This window comes from Ruegeria sp. CDSB022, from assembly GCF_059611145.1.
The window spans coordinates 1-19,197 of record NZ_JBXWOZ010000024.1 but is presented as its reverse complement, the minus strand read 5'-3'; the positions used below and the strand labels follow the sequence as shown (position 1 = coordinate 19,197).

The window sequence follows — 19,197 nt, the reverse complement described above, 5'->3', positions numbered from 1 at the left end:
CAGGTGCCCGAAGGTCTTCCTCTCAGCAATCGCCATCGCAGCTCTCGTCATCTATTGGCTATGAGTCCTGACCCTAGTTGGAAAGAAGAAGATAGAATAAGAATATTGCCCGGTATTGTAAGTTTGCTCGAAACGGACCGCCCGTTTTTATTTGCCCTGTAGGAAGAGCACACGCAACGATGCCAGAAGCCGACGTTCAGTCTGTGACCATCAAGGTCAGCTTCGTGCGCGATGTGTGAATTCAGTCCCTGATCCTTGCTGCACTCTGCACGAATGGCGACATTTCCCGCTGCCCGACAGCACCATACTTTACGCTACCGCAGCATTTCCCACACCGCGAGCGCACGCAGCATGAAAACCGGACTCACAAAATGGGCTCTTACCACCAGTTGAAGCGCTCCGCAGAGAGTGGCGACAGGAGAGCCCATAGTTGCAGACGCAGCAACGTGATCCAATGTCTGCTGCTGCTATGCTATAGCCACAATCTGAGGGATTTTACGACCATGGGACAATTCGCCTACTGATTGGATCAACGCGTTAGCGTCAATGCGGAAATGACGGTACAAATCCGCAATAGACCCGGTTTGGCCGAAATGCTCCACACCGTGCGGAATCGTTTTGTGGCCATGAACGGCACCCAACCAGGACAACGTTGCCGGGTGTCCGTCGATCACTGTGATCAATGCGCAGTCGCGCGGCACATCTGCCAGCAGCGTTTCGATATGTGCCTCAGCGCCCCGAATGCCATTTGTGCGCGCCCGTTGCGCTGCAGTCCAGCCGGCGTTCAACCGGTCGGCAGAGGTCACTGCCAGAACGCCGACATCCCGCCGCCCCTGGGCGATATGGCCCGCTGCCCTGATGGCCTCCTGGGCAACCGCGCCCTGATAAGCAATGACAACTTCGCAGTTCGGTCCCGGTTTGCGTAGCCAATAGGCACCGTCGATGGCCCCCTGACGGAAATCGTCATCCACGCGTTTACCGGGCTGCTCAATCGGGTTGGTCGTCAGACGTAAATAGACCGAACCGCCGGTCTCGTCGCGCAACCAGGTGCGTTCATCGGGATCTCCCTCGCCATCTTTTTGCATATAGGCAAAGGCCCATTCCATGATGACCGCCAATTCATCCGCAAAGGCGGGCTCAAATGCGGCCAACCCGTCTTGCGACATGCCAATCAGCGGCGACGCGATTGATTGATGCGCCCCGCCTTCCGGCGCCAAAGTGACGCCAGAGGGCGTGCCAACGATCATGAAACGGGCATCCTGATAACAGGCGTAATTCAACGCATCCAAGCCACGGGACACAAAAGGATCATAGACCGTTCCAATGGGAATAAGCCTTTTGCCAAAAACCGAGTGCGAAAGCCCTGCCGCCGCCAGAAGCAAAAACAGGTTCATTTCAGCAATGCCAAGTTCGATATGCTGACCATCTGGTGTAAACTCCCACTTCGCGGTGGAGGGGATATTTTCAGCCTTGAAAGTGTCGGATTGATGGGTGCGCGCAAACAGTTTCCTGCGATTGACCCAAGGGCCAAGATTGGTTGTGCCGGTCACATCCGGAGAGGTCGTCACGATCCGCTCGGCCAGCGCGCTGTTGCCTTTGGACAGGTCATCCAGTATCTTGCCGAATGCCATTTGAGTCGAGATTTCACGACCCGGATCCAACTCAACTGAGGGGACGTCGATAACGTCATCTGAGTATCGGCGCGGCCCGCTGGCGAAGAAGGGCGTCTTTGCCAGCATTTCTTCAAACGCTGCCGGGTCTGCGATGGTGGCAAAGCGCTCCCATTCATCACCCTCAGTAACACCCATGAATTTCTTCCATTCGGCCATCTGAGTCTTGTTCATCAACCCACCATGGTTGTCCTTGTGGCCAGCAATCGGCGTCCCCCAGCCCTTGATCGTATAGGCAAGGAAACAGACCGGGCGGTCGTGATCTATTGCGGCGAAGGTATCTGCCATGGTGGTGACGCAGTTCCCACCCAGATTTTCCATCAGAGCGGCCAGTTCGTCATCGCTGCGCGCATCAAGCAACGCGCTTACGTCGCCTTGATCGCCGAGGGTTTCCATCAGTCGCTCGCGCCACACCGCGCCCCCCATGAAGGTCAGTGCCGAGTAGAGCTGGTTGGGGCACTGATCAATCCATTGACGCAGCTTCTCTCCGCCCGGCTCTTTAAACGCAGCGCGTTGCAAAGCGCCGTATTTAACCCGCACAACATCCCATCCGAAGGCGTCGAAGATTTGCTCAATCCGTTGGAACAGTCCTTCACGCACGACGCCGTCCAATGACTGGCGGTTATAATCAATGATCCACCAGCAATTACGCAGATCGTTCTTCCATCCCTCTTGCAGTGCCTCATAGATATTGCCTTCGTCCAGCTCAGCATCGCCAACCAATGCGATCATGCGTCCAAGCTTTTGCGTATCGCCCCAGGATTTGGCCTGTACATAATCCTGCACAAGTGACGCAAACGAGGTGATAGCAACGCCAAGGCCCACCGAACCGGTCGAAAAATCCACGTCATCGATATCTTTCGTGCGGGAAGGATAGCTTTGCGCGCCACCAAATCCGCGAAAGTTCTCCAACTTCTCACGGGTCTGGTTGCCCATCAGATACTGAATCGCGTGAAAGACCGGCGAGGCATGCGGTTTGACTGCTACGCGATCTTCCGGGCGCAGGGTCTGAAAATATAACGCGGTCATGATCGATACCATCGACGCCGAAGACGCCTGATGCCCGCCAACCTTGATCCCGTCAGCTTTGGGCCGAATGTGGTTCGCATGGTGGATCATCCAGTGGGACAGCCACAGCAAACGTTGTTCAATTGTTTTGAGATCAATGGACATGGTCAATTTCCTTAAGCTGCGCTGCGGACAGGGGGTCTTGGCAAGGCTTGTTCGAGATCGTGGATCACGTCGTCGATCCCCTCCAGGCCAATGGACAATCGCACCAGCCCATCGCTGATGCCATGTGCGGCGCGTTCTTCAGGCGTATAGGTAGAGTGGGTCATGCTGGCCGGGTGCTGCACCAGTGTTTCAGCATCTCCCAATGATACGGCGCGGGTGATCATTTGCAGTCTGTTCATCATCGCGCGCCCTGCTTCCAGACCGCCATCCAGTTCAAATGCAATCATGCCGCCGAATTTGGACATCTGCCGCTGCGCGACATCATGCTGTTCGAAACTGCTCAGTCCCGGATACCAGACCTTTCGCACACCGGCGGATTGCTCCAGATATTCGGCGATGGTCGCAGCGCTGCTGCAATGCCGATCCATGCGCAATTCCAGTGTCTTGAGGCCGCGCAGTATGAGCATCGCGTTAAACGGGGCCATGACCGCGCCGGTCATATCCTTCATCCCATAAAGGCGGATTTCAGTCACCAGCTCGGTCGATCCGGCCAGCAACCCTGCAACAACATCTCCGTGACCGCCTAGATATTTCGTCGCCGAGTGCAGAACGATATCTGCGCCATGTTTGATTGGCTGGGTCAGATAGGGCGTGGCATAGGTATTATCCACCACCACGTAGGCGCCGTTGGCATGGGCAATGGCTGATACAGACTGGATATCTACAAGGCGCATATTCGGATTGGCGGGTGTTTCAAAATAGACCACCTTGGTTTTTCCGCTGATCGCCTCTATCAGGTTTTCCGGCTCCGTCAGATCCACATGGGTCACTGTCACACCGAATTTTGCCAGCCCGTGCCGCATGAAGGAAAATGTGCAGCCATAGAGCGTCTTGTCGAGAATGACCTCATCCCCCGGGGCAAGAAGAGTCCACATCGTTGCAGTGATCGCCCCCATCCCCGAGGCCAGGGCCAATCCTGCCTCTGCCCCCTCAAGCACCGCGATGCGTTGCTCCAGCAAATCGCAAGTCGGGTTCGAGATGCGCGAATAAACATGCCCTGCCTGCTCGCCCGCGAACATCGCACCGCCTGCTTCCGCGGTTTCGAAAGCGAATGTCGAGGTCAGATGCAGCGGAGGCGTCAACGCTCCTTCGTTTTCCATCGGGTTATAGCCATGGTGAATGGCAAGAGTGGAGAAGCTGTCGGGGCGGTTGCGCATTGGGTGACTCCTTGGTTTTCAAGAAGCAGAGTATGACGACACGAGTGGTAAAATATTCCAAAAATGTCTTATACTACCTCGTTTGTAGCAGTATATGCTAATCTATGAAAAAAATAGACCGTAAAGACCAACAGATCATTCGAGCGTTGCAGCGCAATGGTCGAATGACGAATCAAGACTTGGCAGCAGAGGTGAACTTGTCACCTTCGCCCTGTCTGAGGCGGCTGAAGCTGCTCGAGCAAAATGGAATCATCACCGGCTATTGCGCCAACATAGACGCCGAGGCCTACGGGTTGCCGGTAACGGTATTCGTTCACGTCAAACTGGAAAGCCATACTGAAGCGACAGTAAAGAAATTCGAAGCAGCCATTGCGCGGATTGACCAGGTACTGGAGTGTTTCGTTATGACCGGCTCATCGGATTACCTGCTTCGTGTGGTCGTGGCTGATCTTTCAGATTACGAAAAATTCGTTCGCAGAAAGTTGCATCCTCTTGGAGGTATTGCCTCCATGGACAGCAGCTTTGTCTACGGAGTTGTCAAGAAGACAAATGTATTTCCAGTGACAGAGTAACGTTGCTTGATGAACTGAGATGAAATGATTACGGACATTAGCGCAGATGCAGCGAAAGCTCGCTTTATGCGTCATTCCAACAAATGCTGCACATCGAACGAATGAGTGGATTAGGTCATTCTATGGGGAGTACTTGAATTTATCCCTAACTAGGGATATGTGCGCAACATGAGACATAAAGATCAAGCCCGAGAAAACCAAACCCTGGTGCTGGCCCTGCTACGCAGTCAGCAATTGTTCATGCGCGCTATGGTGTCAGCGTTTCGTTCGGCGGGCCTTACAGCGCCCCAATGGGACGCGCTGGAAACACTTAGCAACAAGGGGCCGCTGTCAATCAACGATCTGATGCGGCTGACTCTGTCTACATCTGGCAACCTGGATGTGGTTGTCAAAAACCTGGTTCAAGCCGGATGGGTGGAAAAGAGTGTCGATGAAACCGACAGACGGGCGCGTGTTCTGTTACTGACCGCAGCCGGGCGCCAAAAAGTGGCCGAATTCCTTCCACTCCACAATCAAGCTCTGGAACAGATTTTTGGTGATCTCAGCGTGCAGGACAAACGCCAGACGATCAAGACACTCAACCACCTCCGAAAAAAACTGCCTCAACCTTAGAAAGTCGTAACATGCCTAACAAAACACTCCTGACCGCGCATGGCGTGATTTACATGTTGTTCGCACTCGCGCTGTTCTTTGCCCCGGCCATCCTCTGGCCGAACTACGGCCTGCAATTAAACGACCAATACGCTGTGTTCTTGTCACAGCATAACTCGATATTTCTGGGCGGCATCGGGATCATCATCTTCCTGTTTCGGGACGTAGAACATGGCAGTGAAGCTGCAATCGCCCTTCTCACAGGATTGATGTGGACCAATCTACTTGGCGTCATCATCACGCTTTACGCCTGCCTGACAGGAGTTTTCACCGGGTTTGGCTGGTCTGACCCCATCTTCTTCGCCTTGCTTGCGGTCCTATGCTTCTACCAACTCGGGAAAAACCGCTGAACTTTCCCAAACTCACAAAGGAAACTAAACATGAGTACACTGAAAGTCTGGGATCTGCATATGACCTATGAAGGTCCGATCACAGAAGAATTTCTCGCCGGCACCGAGCAACTTGCAAAGAGTATCGCGGAGGAGCCGGGAATAATCTGGAAGATTTGGACTGTCGAAGATGGAACCAATCACTATGGGTCCACATACCTGTTTCGGAACCGCGAATATCTGGAAAGCTATAAAAGTATGCATCTGAAGCGCCTGGAAGCGATAGGGATCACAGTGACCGCCGACCATGTTTTCGACATTATGGAGGAGGTCAGTCGCATCAACAGAGCCCCACTTGAAGGCTGACGAGCAATGACGGACATTGGCACGCTAAACGTTGATGTCCGGTTCGGTCCGCTATCCGGAATTGCAAAGTTTGGTCTTGATTGTCCGCTTTGGGCTGGGTCTGTCATTTGTAGCGTTTGGTATCACCGCTTCTTCACTAAGATACTCGTGATTTTGCTTGAGCTGGCGTCAACACGACCACCTTGCTTTATGACAGATCAGACACATTGATAAGGTAGACGAAAACCATGGCAGAACGATTTGAGCGTCACCGTCAAGCTTGGACACAAGAGGAAATTCAAAATTGCACCTACTGGTGTCAAAGGGGATGGGCTTGAAGGCCATTGCCAAAGCTCTCACGCGCTCTGAGGAATCGACCAAGAGCAGAGCGAAGCTTGACAAAATAAAGATCAAGAAAGCACGCTGATTTTGGTGCCTTTAGTGTACTCCTGTCGTTCTTTACTGCCACGACCAATGTCCGATTTGGGCTGATTGAGCTAAAAAACCCAGATTTTAGTGAAGATGGGCGAAAAACTTGCCCGCAGAAGGCCTTTCCGAATATTCGTCGGGGGTCGGCCCAATACTCTCGTCGGCAATGTCCGAAGCTTTCAGTGGCCCTACCAGGCACTGGGTTGCAATTAAGGCGCCACAACGGGTTCTGGCAGAATGGAATTCAGTTGCTCGGTTTGTTAGGGTTCTGCACCCAAACACCCAATTTAAAAAGCTGCCTTACGGATTAGCGTAGTAAAAAGAAGGAAAGCTATGCCTTGCAACGATCCTAACTTCTGCTGATACAGTGGCGAATTGACCGACAACTTGGCATTCAAAAATTCCGCCCGGTGCTTCGATTGTCACGGACCTGCCGGGAGATATTGACCCGTTGCCCTCGCACGCCACCACAACAGACAATGCGCCTGTCCCCCCAGCCGAATTTGCCAGTTCTCCCTTTTCAGAGGCCCAGACAGTTTTAATATGGTTCTTCCCTGATTTCGAACTGAACATGACCAAGTATTTACCGTAGCTGCCGCCAATACCAAAATTGGACATCGGAAATTGTTTACTAGCCGCCCCGCTTAACTCAATTGCAGCGTTGGTCAATTTTTGGCGCTCACTAAGCGAAATACCTAGATAGTCTGCATCGACAACCAAATACGGCAACCCGGCATCGACTAGAGAAACTGGAATGTTTCCACTTAGAGGAAGATTCAATATTTGATTATTAATCAATAGCTTGGGCTTGACAGTAAACCACTTGGCATGTGTCATAACGCTATCTGTTCGGGTTACTTGTACTTCCATGACACCATTTGCTGTTTCTAAAGCAACAACTTGTTGATCTTTGGCTAATGCTTGACGCTTCGCGCTCGCAATTATGGTGGCTGCAGCCATGAGTGCGGTTCCGGCATATGGTGCGTATGCAAACTGAGAGGCTAGAAAAAGTGCCCCATCGGTACCTTGCTCAAAGGGTGGATAGAGTAGGCAAGAGTTGATGAGGTGGTTTCCATTTGGTGGGAGGTTCAAAAACCCCCGAAACTGTTCGTGATCCGAACGAAGCTCCAGCAAGGCGCTAGCCGCGTTCCTAGAAACTAGTTTAGGAAGACCAGAAACCGCCACTCGAAGAATATCTCCAGCGAGATCAACATCTATCGCAACCGTTTGTCCCTGGTGTTTTTTAGGCATTGTTCGGTGTCCTGGATATCGTGTGCTACCTTGTAGCTTCTGGCTGCAAACATCCATGCTTGCTTTCAGCTGATGGTGTATTGGACTGAGTCTGTGTGAAAACTCTGGATGATGTATGCTTTTCGGCAAAGGCTGGAGGCATGTATGTCGAGATTTATCGCAGGCGCCGAGCGAAGTCAGTCGATGCTTTTCCCGACCAGCTTGAAGATTGGACCAACGGGTGCGTAGCCACACCACGACGTCAATAATGCTGCAAAACCTCACTTTGTTGCGCATCTCGGACTACAAAGTTTAATTGTGAAAGTCCGCTAATAGCGCACAGCGGACGTCGAGATTTTTCAATAGCTAGGTGGATGCTACTTAGACGCTAGAGGCCTCACCAATACCAGTAGTTGCTTTCCAGGAAGAGGCATTGTTTCCATCTCAAACCTGAGCGTCGCGAAGGCTCACAACTTGAATTTTCCTGGAAAAAGCCCGCCTAAAAATCTTCGAATAAGTTCAGCAGAGCGTCGTCGCGAAAAAACCTGCATATCGGTAAGGTAATTTACCCACATACCTTCCAGTAAGGCCAACGTTCCGCTAGTGGCATCATTCACCAAGTTCGGATCATGTCCGTTTTGTTGGGCTATCTCCGTGAATGCACGCCGCAAAGTCTCGACAAGTTTGGGATCCTGAGTGCTGCTGTATCGGGCAATACCAGGGTGTGAGCTCGCGATGCCTCGGAATGCATGCCAGATTTTCGTACTTCGTGGATTGAGCAAAGCTTCGGATAGATCCGCCTCGATCACAGCCATCACCCGCTCCTCGGGCGATGCATCCGAGCCCAGTTCGGTCATTCTGTCCATCTCGGCATAATACTCAGTACTGAAATGCTGGGCCGCTGCTGTCAGCAAATTGTCCTTCCCCCCGAAATGCAAATGGATCATTCCGCGCGACAGACCTGAGCGCTCGCAAATGCGACTGACCGAGGTGTCGGTGACTCCAATATCAGCAATAGTATCCAGTGTCGCCTTTATCAGAAGCTGCCTGTTGGCCTCTGGATCGCGCTTCGAGCTACGCTTTCTTCCTTTAGGCTCTGTTACTCTATTCAATGATTCCATCAGCTTAGGGTCTTCTCATATGGGTGGCTCACAGGAAGATTGACACGAAAGGCCTTTCTGGCGCAACATTAAATGGACGATCGTCCATTAGAGACTCGTAAGTACCGAGATGGGAGATAGGGTGATTTTTCGTAGCGAAGCGTCCCGGGGTTATACCCTCAGCGCACCAGCCACGGCATACGTGGGGTTTCTGGTGGCGGCGCCTTTGGTGATCCTGATCGCCTATTCATTCTGGACCCAAACCTACGTAACGCTCGACAAGACACCGACGCTGAAAAACTATAGCGACGCGTTTGCCGATCCGCTGGTTCGACATTTAATGCTAAGGTCGATCTGGATTGCCGGAGCAGTTACGATAGTCACTGTCGCACTGGCCTATCCCATCGCGTACTTCATCGCGATGAAGGCCCGGAAAAAGACTATCTGGCTTCTGCTCATCACCATTCCGTTCTGGTCCAGCTATCTGCTGCGCGTATTTGCTTGGAAGCTCATCCTTGGGTTCAACGGGGTGATGAATTCTGCACTACTGATGCTTGGTCTGATCGACGAACCGCTCGACTTCTTGCTCTATAATGAATTCGCTGTCGTACTGACGCTTGCCCATGCCTGGGCACCTTTTGCGATCCTGCCGATCTATGTCTCGTTGCAGAAGATCGATCCAAGCCTGTTGGAGGCCGCCACCGACCTCGGCAACAGTCCTTTGCAACGCTTCATGCGGGTGACGCTGCCGTTGACCATCCCAGGGATCATTGCGGCTTGCCTGATCATCTTCATTCCGACTGTCGGTGACTACGTGACTCCAGCGCTGGTCGGCGGATCGGACGGGAAGATGATCGCCAATCTTATTCAGGTGCAATTCGGGGCCGCTAACAACTGGCCTCTCGGCGCCACACTTTCGCTGATCGCGATGCTGTCGGTCGGCTTCGTCGCCATCGTGTTTGTTATTACCGCCACCCAGTTTGGGAGGAGGATCAGATGAAGCGCCCCTCGACCCTGACAGCCTATGCTTTCCTGTATTTGGTTTTTCTGTACCTGCCGGTTCTTTTCCTACCTTTGTTCTCGTTCAACAGCGGTACAATCGTTGCCTTTCCGATAAAAGGCTGGACGCTGGACTGGTATCGGAAACTGGGCGAGCAGGATACGCTGATCCAGGCCCTTTGGAATTCGCTGGGTGTCGGCACGGTCGTCGCAATTCTATCTACCGCTATGGGGCTGTTCGCCGCGCGCGCCTTTGTTCGGTACCGTTTTCGGGGTCAGCGTGCAGCTGAAGGTCTGGTAATGCTGCCTTTGGTTATCCCGGGTATTATCGTGGCTTCGTCAATGCTGGTTCTGTTTCTGTTTCTCGGTCTCAAACCATCTCTGCTGACCGTAGTTCTGGGCCATACGTTTCTTGCGCTGCCATTTTCCGTTTCGATCTTGAAGTCCGCGTTCGATGACTTCGACGCGTCGCTGGAAGAGGCATCCTACGATCTGGGCGTCGGCGTGTTCGAAACCTTCCGTCGCGTGACGCTGCCGGTCGTTTCCCCCGGCATCGTAGCCAGCATGCTGGTCACTTTTACGGTTAGCTTCGATGAGTTCGTCCTAGCCTTTTTCCTGTCCGGCAACCAGCCAACCCTGCCGGTCTATATCTGGAGCCAGATCCGTTTCCCCGCCAAGCTTCCAAACGTTTTGGCCTTGGGTTCTATCCTGCTGCTCACCTCGGTTCTGCTTTTGGTGCTGGCCGAGTATTTCCGCCGCCGCTCATCCGCATCAGAGGTCCGATGACAGACAGAAACATCATAGAACTCAGGGGCGTCGAAAAGCGCTATGGCACATTCCTGGCTGCGAGCGGGATCGATCTCGATCTCAAAGAGGGCGAGTTTTTCTCGCTCCTCGGCCCCTCGGGATGCGGCAAGACCACGGTATTGCGGATGATCGCGGGCTTCCAGGAACCGACCAAGGGTACCGTGCTGATCGACGGTCAGGATATGGAAGGTGTGCCTGCCAACAACCGTCCAACGAACATGGTCTTTCAGAGCTACGCGATCTTCCCGCATCTGAACGTCGGGAACAACGTGGCCTATGGATTACGGGGCAAGGCGCCCAAGGCCGAGATCGAACAGCGCGTAGCTGAGGCCCTGGAAATGGTCGAGCTGGGCGGTCTTCAGGATCGCGGCGCAAGTGAGTTGTCGGGTGGGCAGCGGCAAAGGGTGGCGCTCGCCCGCGCGCTGATCATGCGACCCAAGGTGTTGTTACTGGACGAGCCCTTGTCAGCTCTCGACAAGAAACTACGCGAGCAGATGCAGTTTGAAATGCGCAATCTGCAGCAGTCGCTTGGCATCACCTTTGTGATGGTCACCCATGACCAATATGAGGCAATGACGATGTCCGACCGTATTGGTGTGATGTTCGACGGACGGCTCAAGCAGGTGGATACACCAACCACGCTTTATGCCCGTCCCTGTGATCAGCAAGTGGCCAGTTTCATCGGTGAGATGAACATACTGCCTGCCCAGTTGTCGGGCGAAACCGGCAATATGTTGTCGATCGATGCAGCCGCCTTCGGGCGGATTGAGATTGAGAGAAATCCCAACGTTGCGACCAGCTCTAAAGACATGAACATCGGTATTCGCCCGGAACAATTGGAAATCGCAGCTGAAAAGCCAGAAGACTATCCATCAACGGTTCAAGGCACTGTCAGCAATGTCGCCTTCTATGGCGAGAACATTCACTATCACATTCAGGTTGCGGGAGCCGAAAAGCCAATCTCGGTCTCGGTTCCCAACTACTTTCACACGGTCGATTTCAAACGCGGCGACGCAGTTTGGCTGGGGCTTCAGGGTGCAAGCGTGATCGATCTTGGTACAGACCATAGTAAAATAGTGGGAGGATAAAATGAGAGTTCAGGGAATTGCGGCCTTCGCATGTGCGACGGCAATAAGCACGGGAAGTGCCATAGCAGGTGGCGCTGATCTAACGGTTTTTGACTGGTCGGGATATGAAGACCCCGGGTTCTTTGCCAGCTACATGGAAAAATACGGGGATGAGGCGCCAAGCTATTCCTATTTTGGAAGTCAGGAGGAAGCCTTCACGAAACTGAGTTCGGGTTTCACGGCTGATCTGGCGCATCCTTGTTCTGACGCGGTCCGGAAATGGGTCGCAGCCGACCTGATCCAGCCCCTGGATGAAAGCAAACTGACCAACTGGGCCGATGTTTTACCTGAGATTAAGGAAGTCGACGCCATCGTCCTGGACGGCCAGCTTTACATGTTGCCGTTCGAGTGGGGGAACACGGGTCTTATCTATCGTACCGACAAAATCTCGGGGGATGATATCTCTCTGCAATTGCTGGCTGACCCGGCCTATGCAGGTAAGATCGCGATCCCGGATGCGGCGTCGTCTGCATATGCCCTGGCTGCGCTGGCCACTGGAAACGCTGATGATTACACAAATCTGAGCGATGAGCAGTTCAAAGAAGCATCGGATTTCCTGCGCTCAATCCACCCAAACATGCGCTTTTACTGGTCCGATGCGGGTCAGTTTGATCAGGCCATGACCAGCGGTGAGATCGAAATGGGTTGGGCCTGGAACCAGTCCGAACTGAACCTGATCTGGAACGAAGTGCCTGCCGCCATGATGCGTGACGTCGACAAAGGTATCGCGACCTGGGCCTGTGGCTACGTGCATCTGAAGTCTTCCACGACACCGGTCGATCAGGTCTATGATCTGTTGAACGCGCTCACTGATCCTGCAAGCGGCCAATACATCATCGACAACTGGGGCTACCCGCATTCCAACGCAAAAGCGTTCGAAGTCGCCGATCAAGCCAATATCGAAGCCTATGGTTTTGCCGATCCGAAAAGCTTCTTCGAAAGCAGTTTGTTCTTTGACGCGGTGAATCCCGAGTTGGAGGCAAAAATGCTGGCAGAATTTGAACGGATCAAAGCCGGATTCTAACACAACCATATTTCCGGGGCCTTCGGGCTCCGGAACCCAAATATAGGAAAAACGCGTGATTATGTCGGACGCGAACCCATACGCTCTGCTCTTCGAACCGATTCAGATCGGGCCCGTCACAGCCAGAAACCGCTTTTATCAGGTGCCGCATTGCACCGGGCTGGGACACCTCAGGCCACGGGCGGATGCTGCCGTCCGCGGAATGAAGGCTGAAGGTGGTTGGGCAGTGGTTTCCAATCAGGAGACCGAGATACACCCGACCTCGGACTTGTCCCCCTATGCCGAGGGGCGATTGTGGGATGGACGCGATGTGCCTGCGTTGCGGTTGATGACAGATGCAATACATGCACATGGTGCGTTGGCGGCCATCCAGCTGGTACATAATGGCAATCATGCGCAAAACTTGCTGACCCGCGCCCCGGTTCTTGCTCCGTCCGAGATGTCCGTCGATACGACGCATCCCAAGCAGGCGCAGGCCATGGATAAGGCCGATATCTGGGAATTCCGCCGCTGGCATCGCGAGGCCGCCCTGCGCGCGAAAGATGCCGGATTTGACATCATTTACGTCTATGCCGGACATAACATGACTTTGGCGCAACATTTCATGCTACCTCATATGAACCAGCGTAGTGATGAATATGGCGGGTCGCTTGAAAATCGCGTGCGCCTGACGCGCGAATTGCTGGAAGATACCCACGAAGCTGTAGGTGACAGCTGCGCTGTGGCGCTCCGCTTTGCCATTGATGAGATGGTGGGCGCCGACGGTATGCAGGCCGCAGAAGAAGGCCGTGCCGTGGTCGAGCTTTTGGCCGATCTTCCTGACCTATGGGATGTGAATGTGGCCGACTGGTCCAATGACAGTGCCACAACCAGATTCCAGCCGGAAGATGGTTATCAGAACGCGTTTCTGTCCCACGTCAAACAGATCACACGGAAACCCGTGGTAGGTGTCGGTCGCCTGACCTCCCCCGATATGATGCTGTCGATGGTCAAGAAAGGTATTGTCGACCTTATCGGAGCGGCGCGACCTTCTATTGCGGACCCGTTCATACCGAAGAAGATTGAAGAAGGCAGGATCGACGAAATTCGCGAATGCATCGGCTGCAACATCTGCGTGTCTTCGGACAATCTGGGTATTCCGATCCGCTGCACCCAAAACCCGACCATGGGCGAGGAATGGCGTCGCGGCTGGCACCCCGAGATCATTGCACCGAAAAAAAGCGAGGCGGAAGCACTGGTAATCGGTGGCGGACCCGCGGGTCTTGAGTGTGCCATGCAAATCGCACGGCGCGGCTATCAGGTGACCTTGGCCGAAGCCTCAGCTGAATTTGGTGGACGTGTCGCAAAGGAAAGCAGGCTTCCCGGCCTAGCGGCCTGGTCGCGCGTCGTCGACTATCGCCTGAATGATCTGAAACAGCGCGGCAACGTTCAGTTGTTCACCGACAGCAGACTTGACGGCGATCAGGTGGCAGAGCTTGGCGTCGAACACGTCTTTGTCGCCACCGGCAGCCGTTGGCGTACGGATGGCATGGGGCGAAACACCCAGCGCCGTATGCCTCATATCGAGCAAAGCGCCAGAGTGCTGACACCTGATGACATCATGAACGGCCTTCTGCCTCCGGATGGCCCGGTGATGATCTATGATGATGACCATATCTATCTGGCAGGCGTGATTGCAGAAAAACTGGCAGCTGCCGGATATCCGGTGGTCTTTGTCACGCCGGAGAGTTTGGTCTCTGCTTACGCCGTACATACTTTGGAGCAGCCCCGTATTCAGGCTCGTCTGATCGAACTTGGCATAGACATTCGCTGCAATCAGGTGCTGACCGCGGTTGAAGGTGACATGGCCCGCATCGGATGTGCCTTTACCGGTCGCGAAGCGAGTATTCCCTGTGCCTCGGCAGTTCTGGTTACCGAGCGCCAGCGAGAGACAGCGCTTTACGACAGCTTGCGCGGGGTTGGGTTGAAGACCCTCGAACTTATAGGCGATGCCGCGTCTCCAGGGCTGATCGTGGACGCAGTCTTCGCAGGCCACCGCGCGGCACGCGATTTTGAACGCCTCAAGGCAGAAGCAGACAAGGATTGGTTTCGCCGCGAGATAGTCGATTTGGAGGAAACGTGATGAACAGCCGACCGTTTGAGTTAGATGCTTTGATGACCTCACATCAGTACGGCCACGCGCTGCCGCGTGAATTCTATACCTCGCAAGACATCTATAACTATGACATTGCCCAGGTCTGGAACCGTAATTGGCTTTGGGCAGGGCATGTCAGCCAAATCCCAAACCCCGGAGACTATTTTCTGTTCGACTATGGCCCGGAGTCCATCATTATTGTTCGCGACCGCGATGGTGAAATTCGCGCTCATCTGAATGTTTGCCGCCATCGTGGATCTCGCGTCTGCACTGAACAGTCTGGCAACTCCCGTGTTCTTGCTTGCCCGTATCACGCCTGGACATATGAGCTATCGGGAAAACTACGTGCAGGCCACAATATGGGGGAACACTTTGACCCATCCAAATTCGGGCTCTTTCCCGTTCAGGTGAGTGTCTTTAAAGGCTTGATCTTTGTCGGTGCCGATGCAAACACGCCATCGCTAGATCCTGTCCTCAGCCAACTTGCGCCTTTGGTCAAACCCTATGGTTTAGACGATTTGAAAATTGCGCATACGGCATCATTTCCGGTTCCAGCGAATTGGAAACTGGCGGTTGAGAACTATCTTGAATGTTACCACTGCGGACCAGCACACAAAGAATATTCTCGTTCTCATAGCCTGAAATCGCCACAAGACATGGCTGGCTTGGTCGAGCCGCTAAATGCAAGGGCTGTAGAAGTCGGGCTGACACCCGATGAATTGGTGCTTGTTGGCGAGGCTGCGCCCACCCCATTCACCAGCGGGTACTATCGGCGCTACCCGCTTTACCAAGGTTACAAAACCGGCAGCAAATCGGGCGAGGCGCTTGCGCCATTGCTTGGAACGCTGAAAGGCTTCGACGGTGGCGCAACTGACTTTGATATTGGTCCATTGAATTGGTTCCTGATCTATTCGGATCACATGGTGGGTTACCGCTTTGTTCCACGTGGTCTGCAGGAAACCGACATTCAGGTGGTCTGGCTGGTTCGCGCTGACGCCGAAGAAGGCCAGGATTACGACAAGGAAGACCTGACCTGGCTTTGGCATGTCACATCTTTGGATGACGAACGCATCATTCGCCACAACCAGTCCGGCGTTAATTCTCAATACTTCCAACCGGGCCCCTTGGGTGAAATGGAAACCGCGATCCAGGATTTTTACGATTTCTATTTCGCCATGATCAGTCCGGAACCAGAACAAAGGATGGCCGGTAATGGCTGAGGTAAAATCACGCCGTCGCGGTGGTGGTGGGCGCGCCGCGCGCATAAAGGTGCAACAGGCAACCACGGGCAACGAGGCCGTGCGTGGAGGCTTAAGCGGCGGACGCTATAAGCCGTTGACCCAAACAGATATGGAGAACATCCACAAAGCGGCCCTGACCGTTCTGGAAAACACGGGCGTCACCGACCATTTCCCGGAACTGCTTGATCTGGTGCTGCCCAAGGGCGCGGTGATGAATGACCTCAATCGGCTGTGCTTCCCACGCGCCCTGATGGAAGACATTCTGGCTGGTGCGGCCAAGGAGTTTTACGTCTATGCCCGCGGAGAGCGTGAAGGCAAAGACGACATGCATTGCTCGGCAGAAAGCGTTTACTTCGCCAACTCTGGCACCGCCGTCACCACTTTCGATTCCGAGACCAAAACTTATCGCCCGTCGATCCTGCGCGATGTCTATGATTTCACCCGTCTGGTGGACCGTTTGGACAACATCCATATGCTGGGCGACACAGTTTTGGCCACCGATGTGACTGATGATTTCGCTCACGACATGAACACCATTTATGCCATGCTCGCAGGCAGTCAAAAACCGGCCTGTCTGACTTTTCGCGACCGCAGCCATATTCCGCATGCCATCCGCATGTTTGATTTTGCTCAAGGTGGCGAAGGGGCTTTCATGAAAAAGCCAAGCGTCATATTTGGTGGCTGCCCCATGGTTTCCCCCTTGCGGGTCGGCAAGGAAAACATGGAAATCCTGATTGATACCGCCAAGTTGGGCCTGACGGTTGATTTGGCGGTGCCTCCTCAAGCCGGGGCCACAGCCCCCGCTACACTTGCGGGAACGCTGGTGCAAACCGTGGCCGAAACGCTGGCCTGCGTTGCCATCGTAAACCTCATCACACCAGGTTGTCCGGTCTGCTTTGCCGCCTGGCCCTTCATCACTGACCTGCGCAGCGGGTCGTTCACCGGCGGCAGTGGCGAACAGGCTCTGATCGGGGCCGCAGCCATTCAGATGGGTAACTTTTATGGCCTTCCAACCTCTGTCGGCGCAGGCATGACCGATGCTAAGATACCCGACGCGCAATACGGGTTGGAAAAGGCACTAACCTTCACGCTTGCCGCTCATGCCGGTGCCAATCGTTTGTGCGAGTTCGGGGGTATGATCGGTAGCCTGATGGGATGCAGTTTTGAAAGCATGGTCATCGATGACGAAGCGGGCGGTATGATCCTGCGGTCGTTGCGCGGGATTGAAGTCACGGATGAAACCATGGCGGTGGATGTGATCCACCAGTGTGCCATCGACCCTGGTCATTTTCTCGGCAACCCGCACACACTGAGCTATATGAACAGCGAATTCGTCTACCCACGGCTCATGGATCGTGAGCGCACGGACACATGGGAAAACGAAGGCAAAACTGATCTTCTGGACCGTGCCCGTGACAAGGTCAATTCCATTCTCGATAGCCATTTCCCCAACTACTTCGGCGCCTCAGACGCTCAGGTTCGCGAAGAATTCCCAATTGTGATGAGCACAGAAAGCATGGCCCGCCGTGGATAACTCTAACGTCAAGCACTGGGACAACGACCACTTCCTGCACCCGTGGGAAGGTATGGCAACCTTGGGCAAAAACGACCGGACATTTATTGAAGGTGCCAGCGGCATCCATGTCATGAACGAAAAAGGCGAACGCTTGATCGACGGACCGGGAGGCATGTGGTGCACCCAGATCGGTTATGGCCGAGAGGAGATGGCCGAGGCCATGGCTGAGCAGGCTCGGAACCTTGCTTATTTCTCGCCCTTTAACAACTCCAACTCGACTGCCGCGCGGTTCGCGCGCGAAATCGCCAAACGTGCGCCGGGCGACTTGAACAATGTCTTTTTTACCACCGGCGGTTCCACTGCGGTTGATACGGCCATCCGGTTTGTCCATTTCCGCAACAACCTCTTGGGACGCCCCGAGAAAAAGAAAATCATTTCACGGCAAAAAGCCTATCACGGAAGCACTTATCTGGCGGCCAGCGTCAGTGGAAAAGAGCGTGACAGGCTTTGGCTCGACAAGGCAGATGACCTCGCACATTTCTTGCCAGACGTGAATCCGCTTTATCGTGCGCCTGGTCAAAGCGAAGAGAGCTTTCTGAAAGAGAAAGTTTCGGACCTGGAAAACGCCATTGTGGCGCTTGGCCCAGAAAATGTTGCCGCTTTTATCGCCGAACCGGTTCTTGCCTCTGGTGGCGTGATCGTGCCGCCGAAAGGGTATCACGAAAGTTGCCTAAACATCTGCAGGAAGTACGATGTTCTATACATTTCCGACGAAGTAGTGACGGCTTTCGGGCGATTGGGCCATTGGTTTGCGTCAGAAACAGTCTTTGGCATTCAGCCAGACATAGTCACCTGCGCCAAAGGAATGACATCTGGGTATGCGCCGATGGGTGCCGCGATTATCTCGGACAGGCTAATCGCCGATGTTGCGGGAAAAGATGCAACCTTTTCTAATGGTTATACCTATTCCGGTCACCCGGTCAGCGCGGCCGCTGGTCTGAAAAGTATGGAAATTATTGAACGGGAAAGGCTTCTCGAACACGTTCGAAGGGTCACTCCGATTTTTCAGGATCAGCTACAGCAGTTGGGTCAGATTGACATCGTTACCGATGTGCGCGGCATGGGGTTGATGGGATGCGTTCAATGCTCAGTCGATGGTGATCCCCAGAGCGATCTGGGGTGCGACTACGAGATTGGTAGCCAGATCGATATCGAATGCCAGAAACGTGGGTTATTGGTTCGACCTGTGATCAACATGTGTGTTCTTTCACCGCCGCTTATCATTAGCGAGAGCGAAATTGAGCAAATGTTCGATGTCTTGCGAAAAGGGCTTGAAGCGACAAGTACGTGGCTCAGCGGGATTAGAGGCCAATGAATTGCTTGCGCTATTGTTGCGATAGCCCGGAGGTCGCCATTTCAGCGTATTGTCGTATGCTCCACGATCTTTGCCAAAACCGTTCGGCCTTGACGGATCTGAAGAAGGTTTTGACAGCGACGGTAACCTACTAGTTGGCATTATCTATTACGGGTCCGTCACAGTGTTTTTCTCGTACTGCTTGCTTCCACGGTGCTTTCAGTTGTGATGGCGCAACGCAAAAGCCCGCTCGGGCGCGGTGTGTAATATATTGATATT

16 protein-coding genes are annotated in these 19,197 nt (G+C 53.7%); 12 read left to right on the top strand and 4 right to left on the bottom strand.

Going from position 1 to position 19,197, the window contains the following annotated elements:
* Positions 1-467: 467 nt before the first annotated feature.
* Together AC2FIZ_RS20070 and AC2FIZ_RS20065 are read right to left on the bottom strand one after the other, a co-directional pair.
* Positions 468-2,843, bottom strand: coding sequence for a thiamine pyrophosphate-binding protein (locus tag AC2FIZ_RS20070; protein ID WP_281996115.1), 2,376 nt, complete (start codon positions 2,841-2,843; stop codon positions 468-470).
* A gap of 11 nt (positions 2,844-2,854) precedes the next feature.
* Positions 2,855-4,060, bottom strand: a complete 1,206-nt coding sequence (locus AC2FIZ_RS20065) for a methionine gamma-lyase (protein ID WP_281973927.1) — start codon at positions 4,058-4,060, stop codon at positions 2,855-2,857.
* A gap of 113 nt (positions 4,061-4,173) precedes the next feature.
* Here AC2FIZ_RS20065 and AC2FIZ_RS20060 point away from each other — a divergent pair, with 113 nt between their 5' ends.
* The 4 genes from AC2FIZ_RS20060 to AC2FIZ_RS20045 all read left to right on the top strand — a co-directional run bounded on the left by AC2FIZ_RS20060 (position 4,174) and on the right by AC2FIZ_RS20045 (position 5,978).
* Positions 4,174-4,632 (top strand): Lrp/AsnC family transcriptional regulator, encoded by a 459-nt coding sequence (locus tag AC2FIZ_RS20060; protein ID WP_281996122.1) that lies wholly within the window; start codon positions 4,174-4,176, stop codon positions 4,630-4,632.
* Between the two features lie 168 nt (positions 4,633-4,800).
* Positions 4,801-5,244: a MarR family winged helix-turn-helix transcriptional regulator gene (locus tag AC2FIZ_RS20055; protein WP_281996116.1), complete on the top strand. Its 444-nt coding sequence runs from the start codon at positions 4,801-4,803 to the stop codon at positions 5,242-5,244.
* Between the two features lie 11 nt (positions 5,245-5,255).
* Positions 5,256-5,633 carry a hypothetical protein gene (locus AC2FIZ_RS20050; RefSeq protein WP_281973929.1) on the top strand — a complete coding sequence of 126 codons (378 nt, stop codon included), beginning with the start codon at positions 5,256-5,258 and terminating at the stop codon, positions 5,631-5,633.
* Positions 5,634-5,663: 30 nt separating this feature from the next.
* The gene (locus AC2FIZ_RS20045; RefSeq protein WP_142640352.1) at positions 5,664-5,978 is read left to right on the top strand and encodes a monooxygenase; all 315 of its coding nucleotides are present in this window, start codon (positions 5,664-5,666) and stop codon (positions 5,976-5,978) included.
* Between the two features lie 708 nt (positions 5,979-6,686).
* Here AC2FIZ_RS20045 and AC2FIZ_RS20040 read toward each other — a convergent pair.
* Complete coding sequence (locus AC2FIZ_RS20040; RefSeq protein ID WP_281996117.1) at positions 6,687-7,637, bottom strand: proline racemase family protein; 951 nt, start codon at positions 7,635-7,637, stop codon at positions 6,687-6,689.
* A gap of 446 nt (positions 7,638-8,083) precedes the next feature.
* Positions 8,084-8,737, bottom strand: coding sequence for a TetR family transcriptional regulator C-terminal domain-containing protein (locus AC2FIZ_RS20035; protein WP_271952668.1), 654 nt, complete (start codon positions 8,735-8,737; stop codon positions 8,084-8,086).
* 109 nt (positions 8,738-8,846) lie between these two features.
* On the opposite strand from AC2FIZ_RS20035, the gene AC2FIZ_RS20030 reads away from it, so the two are divergent.
* The 8 genes from AC2FIZ_RS20030 to AC2FIZ_RS19995 all read left to right on the top strand — a co-directional run bounded on the left by AC2FIZ_RS20030 (position 8,847) and on the right by AC2FIZ_RS19995 (position 18,939).
* On the top strand, positions 8,847-9,716 hold the full coding sequence (locus tag AC2FIZ_RS20030; RefSeq protein WP_425595931.1) for an ABC transporter permease: 870 nt from the start codon (positions 8,847-8,849) through the stop codon (positions 9,714-9,716).
* Complete coding sequence (locus AC2FIZ_RS20025) at positions 9,713-10,501, top strand: ABC transporter permease (protein WP_142640356.1); 789 nt, start codon at positions 9,713-9,715, stop codon at positions 10,499-10,501. Before AC2FIZ_RS20030 ends, AC2FIZ_RS20025 begins: the two co-directional genes overlap by 4 nt.
* Positions 10,498-11,610, top strand: coding sequence for an ABC transporter ATP-binding protein (locus tag AC2FIZ_RS20020; protein WP_142640357.1), 1,113 nt, complete (start codon positions 10,498-10,500; stop codon positions 11,608-11,610). Before AC2FIZ_RS20025 ends, AC2FIZ_RS20020 begins: the two co-directional genes overlap by 4 nt.
* 1 nt (position 11,611) lies before the next feature.
* Positions 11,612-12,673, top strand: a complete 1,062-nt coding sequence (locus AC2FIZ_RS20015; protein WP_281973932.1) for an extracellular solute-binding protein — start codon at positions 11,612-11,614, stop codon at positions 12,671-12,673.
* A gap of 61 nt (positions 12,674-12,734) precedes the next feature.
* Positions 12,735-14,795 carry an oxidoreductase gene (locus tag AC2FIZ_RS20010; protein WP_496791567.1) on the top strand — a complete coding sequence of 687 codons (2,061 nt, stop codon included), beginning with the start codon at positions 12,735-12,737 and terminating at the stop codon, positions 14,793-14,795.
* A complete protein-coding gene (locus AC2FIZ_RS20005; RefSeq protein ID WP_496791566.1) occupies positions 14,795-16,027 on the top strand; it encodes an aromatic ring-hydroxylating oxygenase subunit alpha in 1,233 nt (410 codons plus the stop codon). Before AC2FIZ_RS20010 ends, AC2FIZ_RS20005 begins: the two co-directional genes overlap by 1 nt.
* Positions 16,020-17,582: a trimethylamine methyltransferase family protein gene (locus tag AC2FIZ_RS20000; protein ID WP_496694672.1), complete on the top strand. Its 1,563-nt coding sequence runs from the start codon at positions 16,020-16,022 to the stop codon at positions 17,580-17,582. The genes AC2FIZ_RS20005 and AC2FIZ_RS20000 overlap by 8 nt, the downstream gene beginning before the upstream one ends.
* Complete coding sequence (locus tag AC2FIZ_RS19995; RefSeq protein WP_281973935.1) at positions 17,575-18,939, top strand: aminotransferase; 1,365 nt, start codon at positions 17,575-17,577, stop codon at positions 18,937-18,939. The genes AC2FIZ_RS20000 and AC2FIZ_RS19995 overlap by 8 nt, the downstream gene beginning before the upstream one ends.
* Positions 18,940-19,197: the final 258 nt, after the last annotated feature.

What these genes read in the sequence shown, in the direction of transcription:
- AC2FIZ_RS20070 (WP_281996115.1), bottom strand. Translation starts at nt 2,843, where the DNA reads ATGTCCATTGATCTCAAAACAATTGAACAACGTTTGCTGTGGCTGTCC.
- AC2FIZ_RS20065 (WP_281973927.1), bottom strand. Translation starts at nt 4,060, where the DNA reads ATGCGCAACCGCCCCGACAGCTTCTCCACTCTTGCCATTCACCATGGC.
- AC2FIZ_RS20055 (WP_281996116.1), top strand. Translation starts at nt 4,801, where the DNA reads ATGAGACATAAAGATCAAGCCCGAGAAAACCAAACCCTGGTGCTGGCC.
- AC2FIZ_RS20050 (WP_281973929.1), top strand. Translation starts at nt 5,256, where the DNA reads ATGCCTAACAAAACACTCCTGACCGCGCATGGCGTGATTTACATGTTG.
- AC2FIZ_RS20045 (WP_142640352.1), top strand. Translation starts at nt 5,664, where the DNA reads ATGAGTACACTGAAAGTCTGGGATCTGCATATGACCTATGAAGGTCCG.
- AC2FIZ_RS20040 (WP_281996117.1), bottom strand. Translation starts at nt 7,637, where the DNA reads ATGCCTAAAAAACACCAGGGACAAACGGTTGCGATAGATGTTGATCTC.
- AC2FIZ_RS20035 (WP_271952668.1), bottom strand. Translation starts at nt 8,737, where the DNA reads ATGGAATCATTGAATAGAGTAACAGAGCCTAAAGGAAGAAAGCGTAGC.
- AC2FIZ_RS20030 (WP_425595931.1), top strand. Translation starts at nt 8,847, where the DNA reads ATGGGAGATAGGGTGATTTTTCGTAGCGAAGCGTCCCGGGGTTATACC.
- AC2FIZ_RS20025 (WP_142640356.1), top strand. Translation starts at nt 9,713, where the DNA reads ATGAAGCGCCCCTCGACCCTGACAGCCTATGCTTTCCTGTATTTGGTT.
- AC2FIZ_RS20020 (WP_142640357.1), top strand. Translation starts at nt 10,498, where the DNA reads ATGACAGACAGAAACATCATAGAACTCAGGGGCGTCGAAAAGCGCTAT.
- AC2FIZ_RS20015 (WP_281973932.1), top strand. Translation starts at nt 11,612, where the DNA reads ATGAGAGTTCAGGGAATTGCGGCCTTCGCATGTGCGACGGCAATAAGC.
- AC2FIZ_RS20010 (WP_496791567.1), top strand. Translation starts at nt 12,735, where the DNA reads ATGTCGGACGCGAACCCATACGCTCTGCTCTTCGAACCGATTCAGATC.
- AC2FIZ_RS20005 (WP_496791566.1), top strand. Translation starts at nt 14,795, where the DNA reads ATGAACAGCCGACCGTTTGAGTTAGATGCTTTGATGACCTCACATCAG.
- AC2FIZ_RS20000 (WP_496694672.1), top strand. Translation starts at nt 16,020, where the DNA reads ATGGCTGAGGTAAAATCACGCCGTCGCGGTGGTGGTGGGCGCGCCGCG.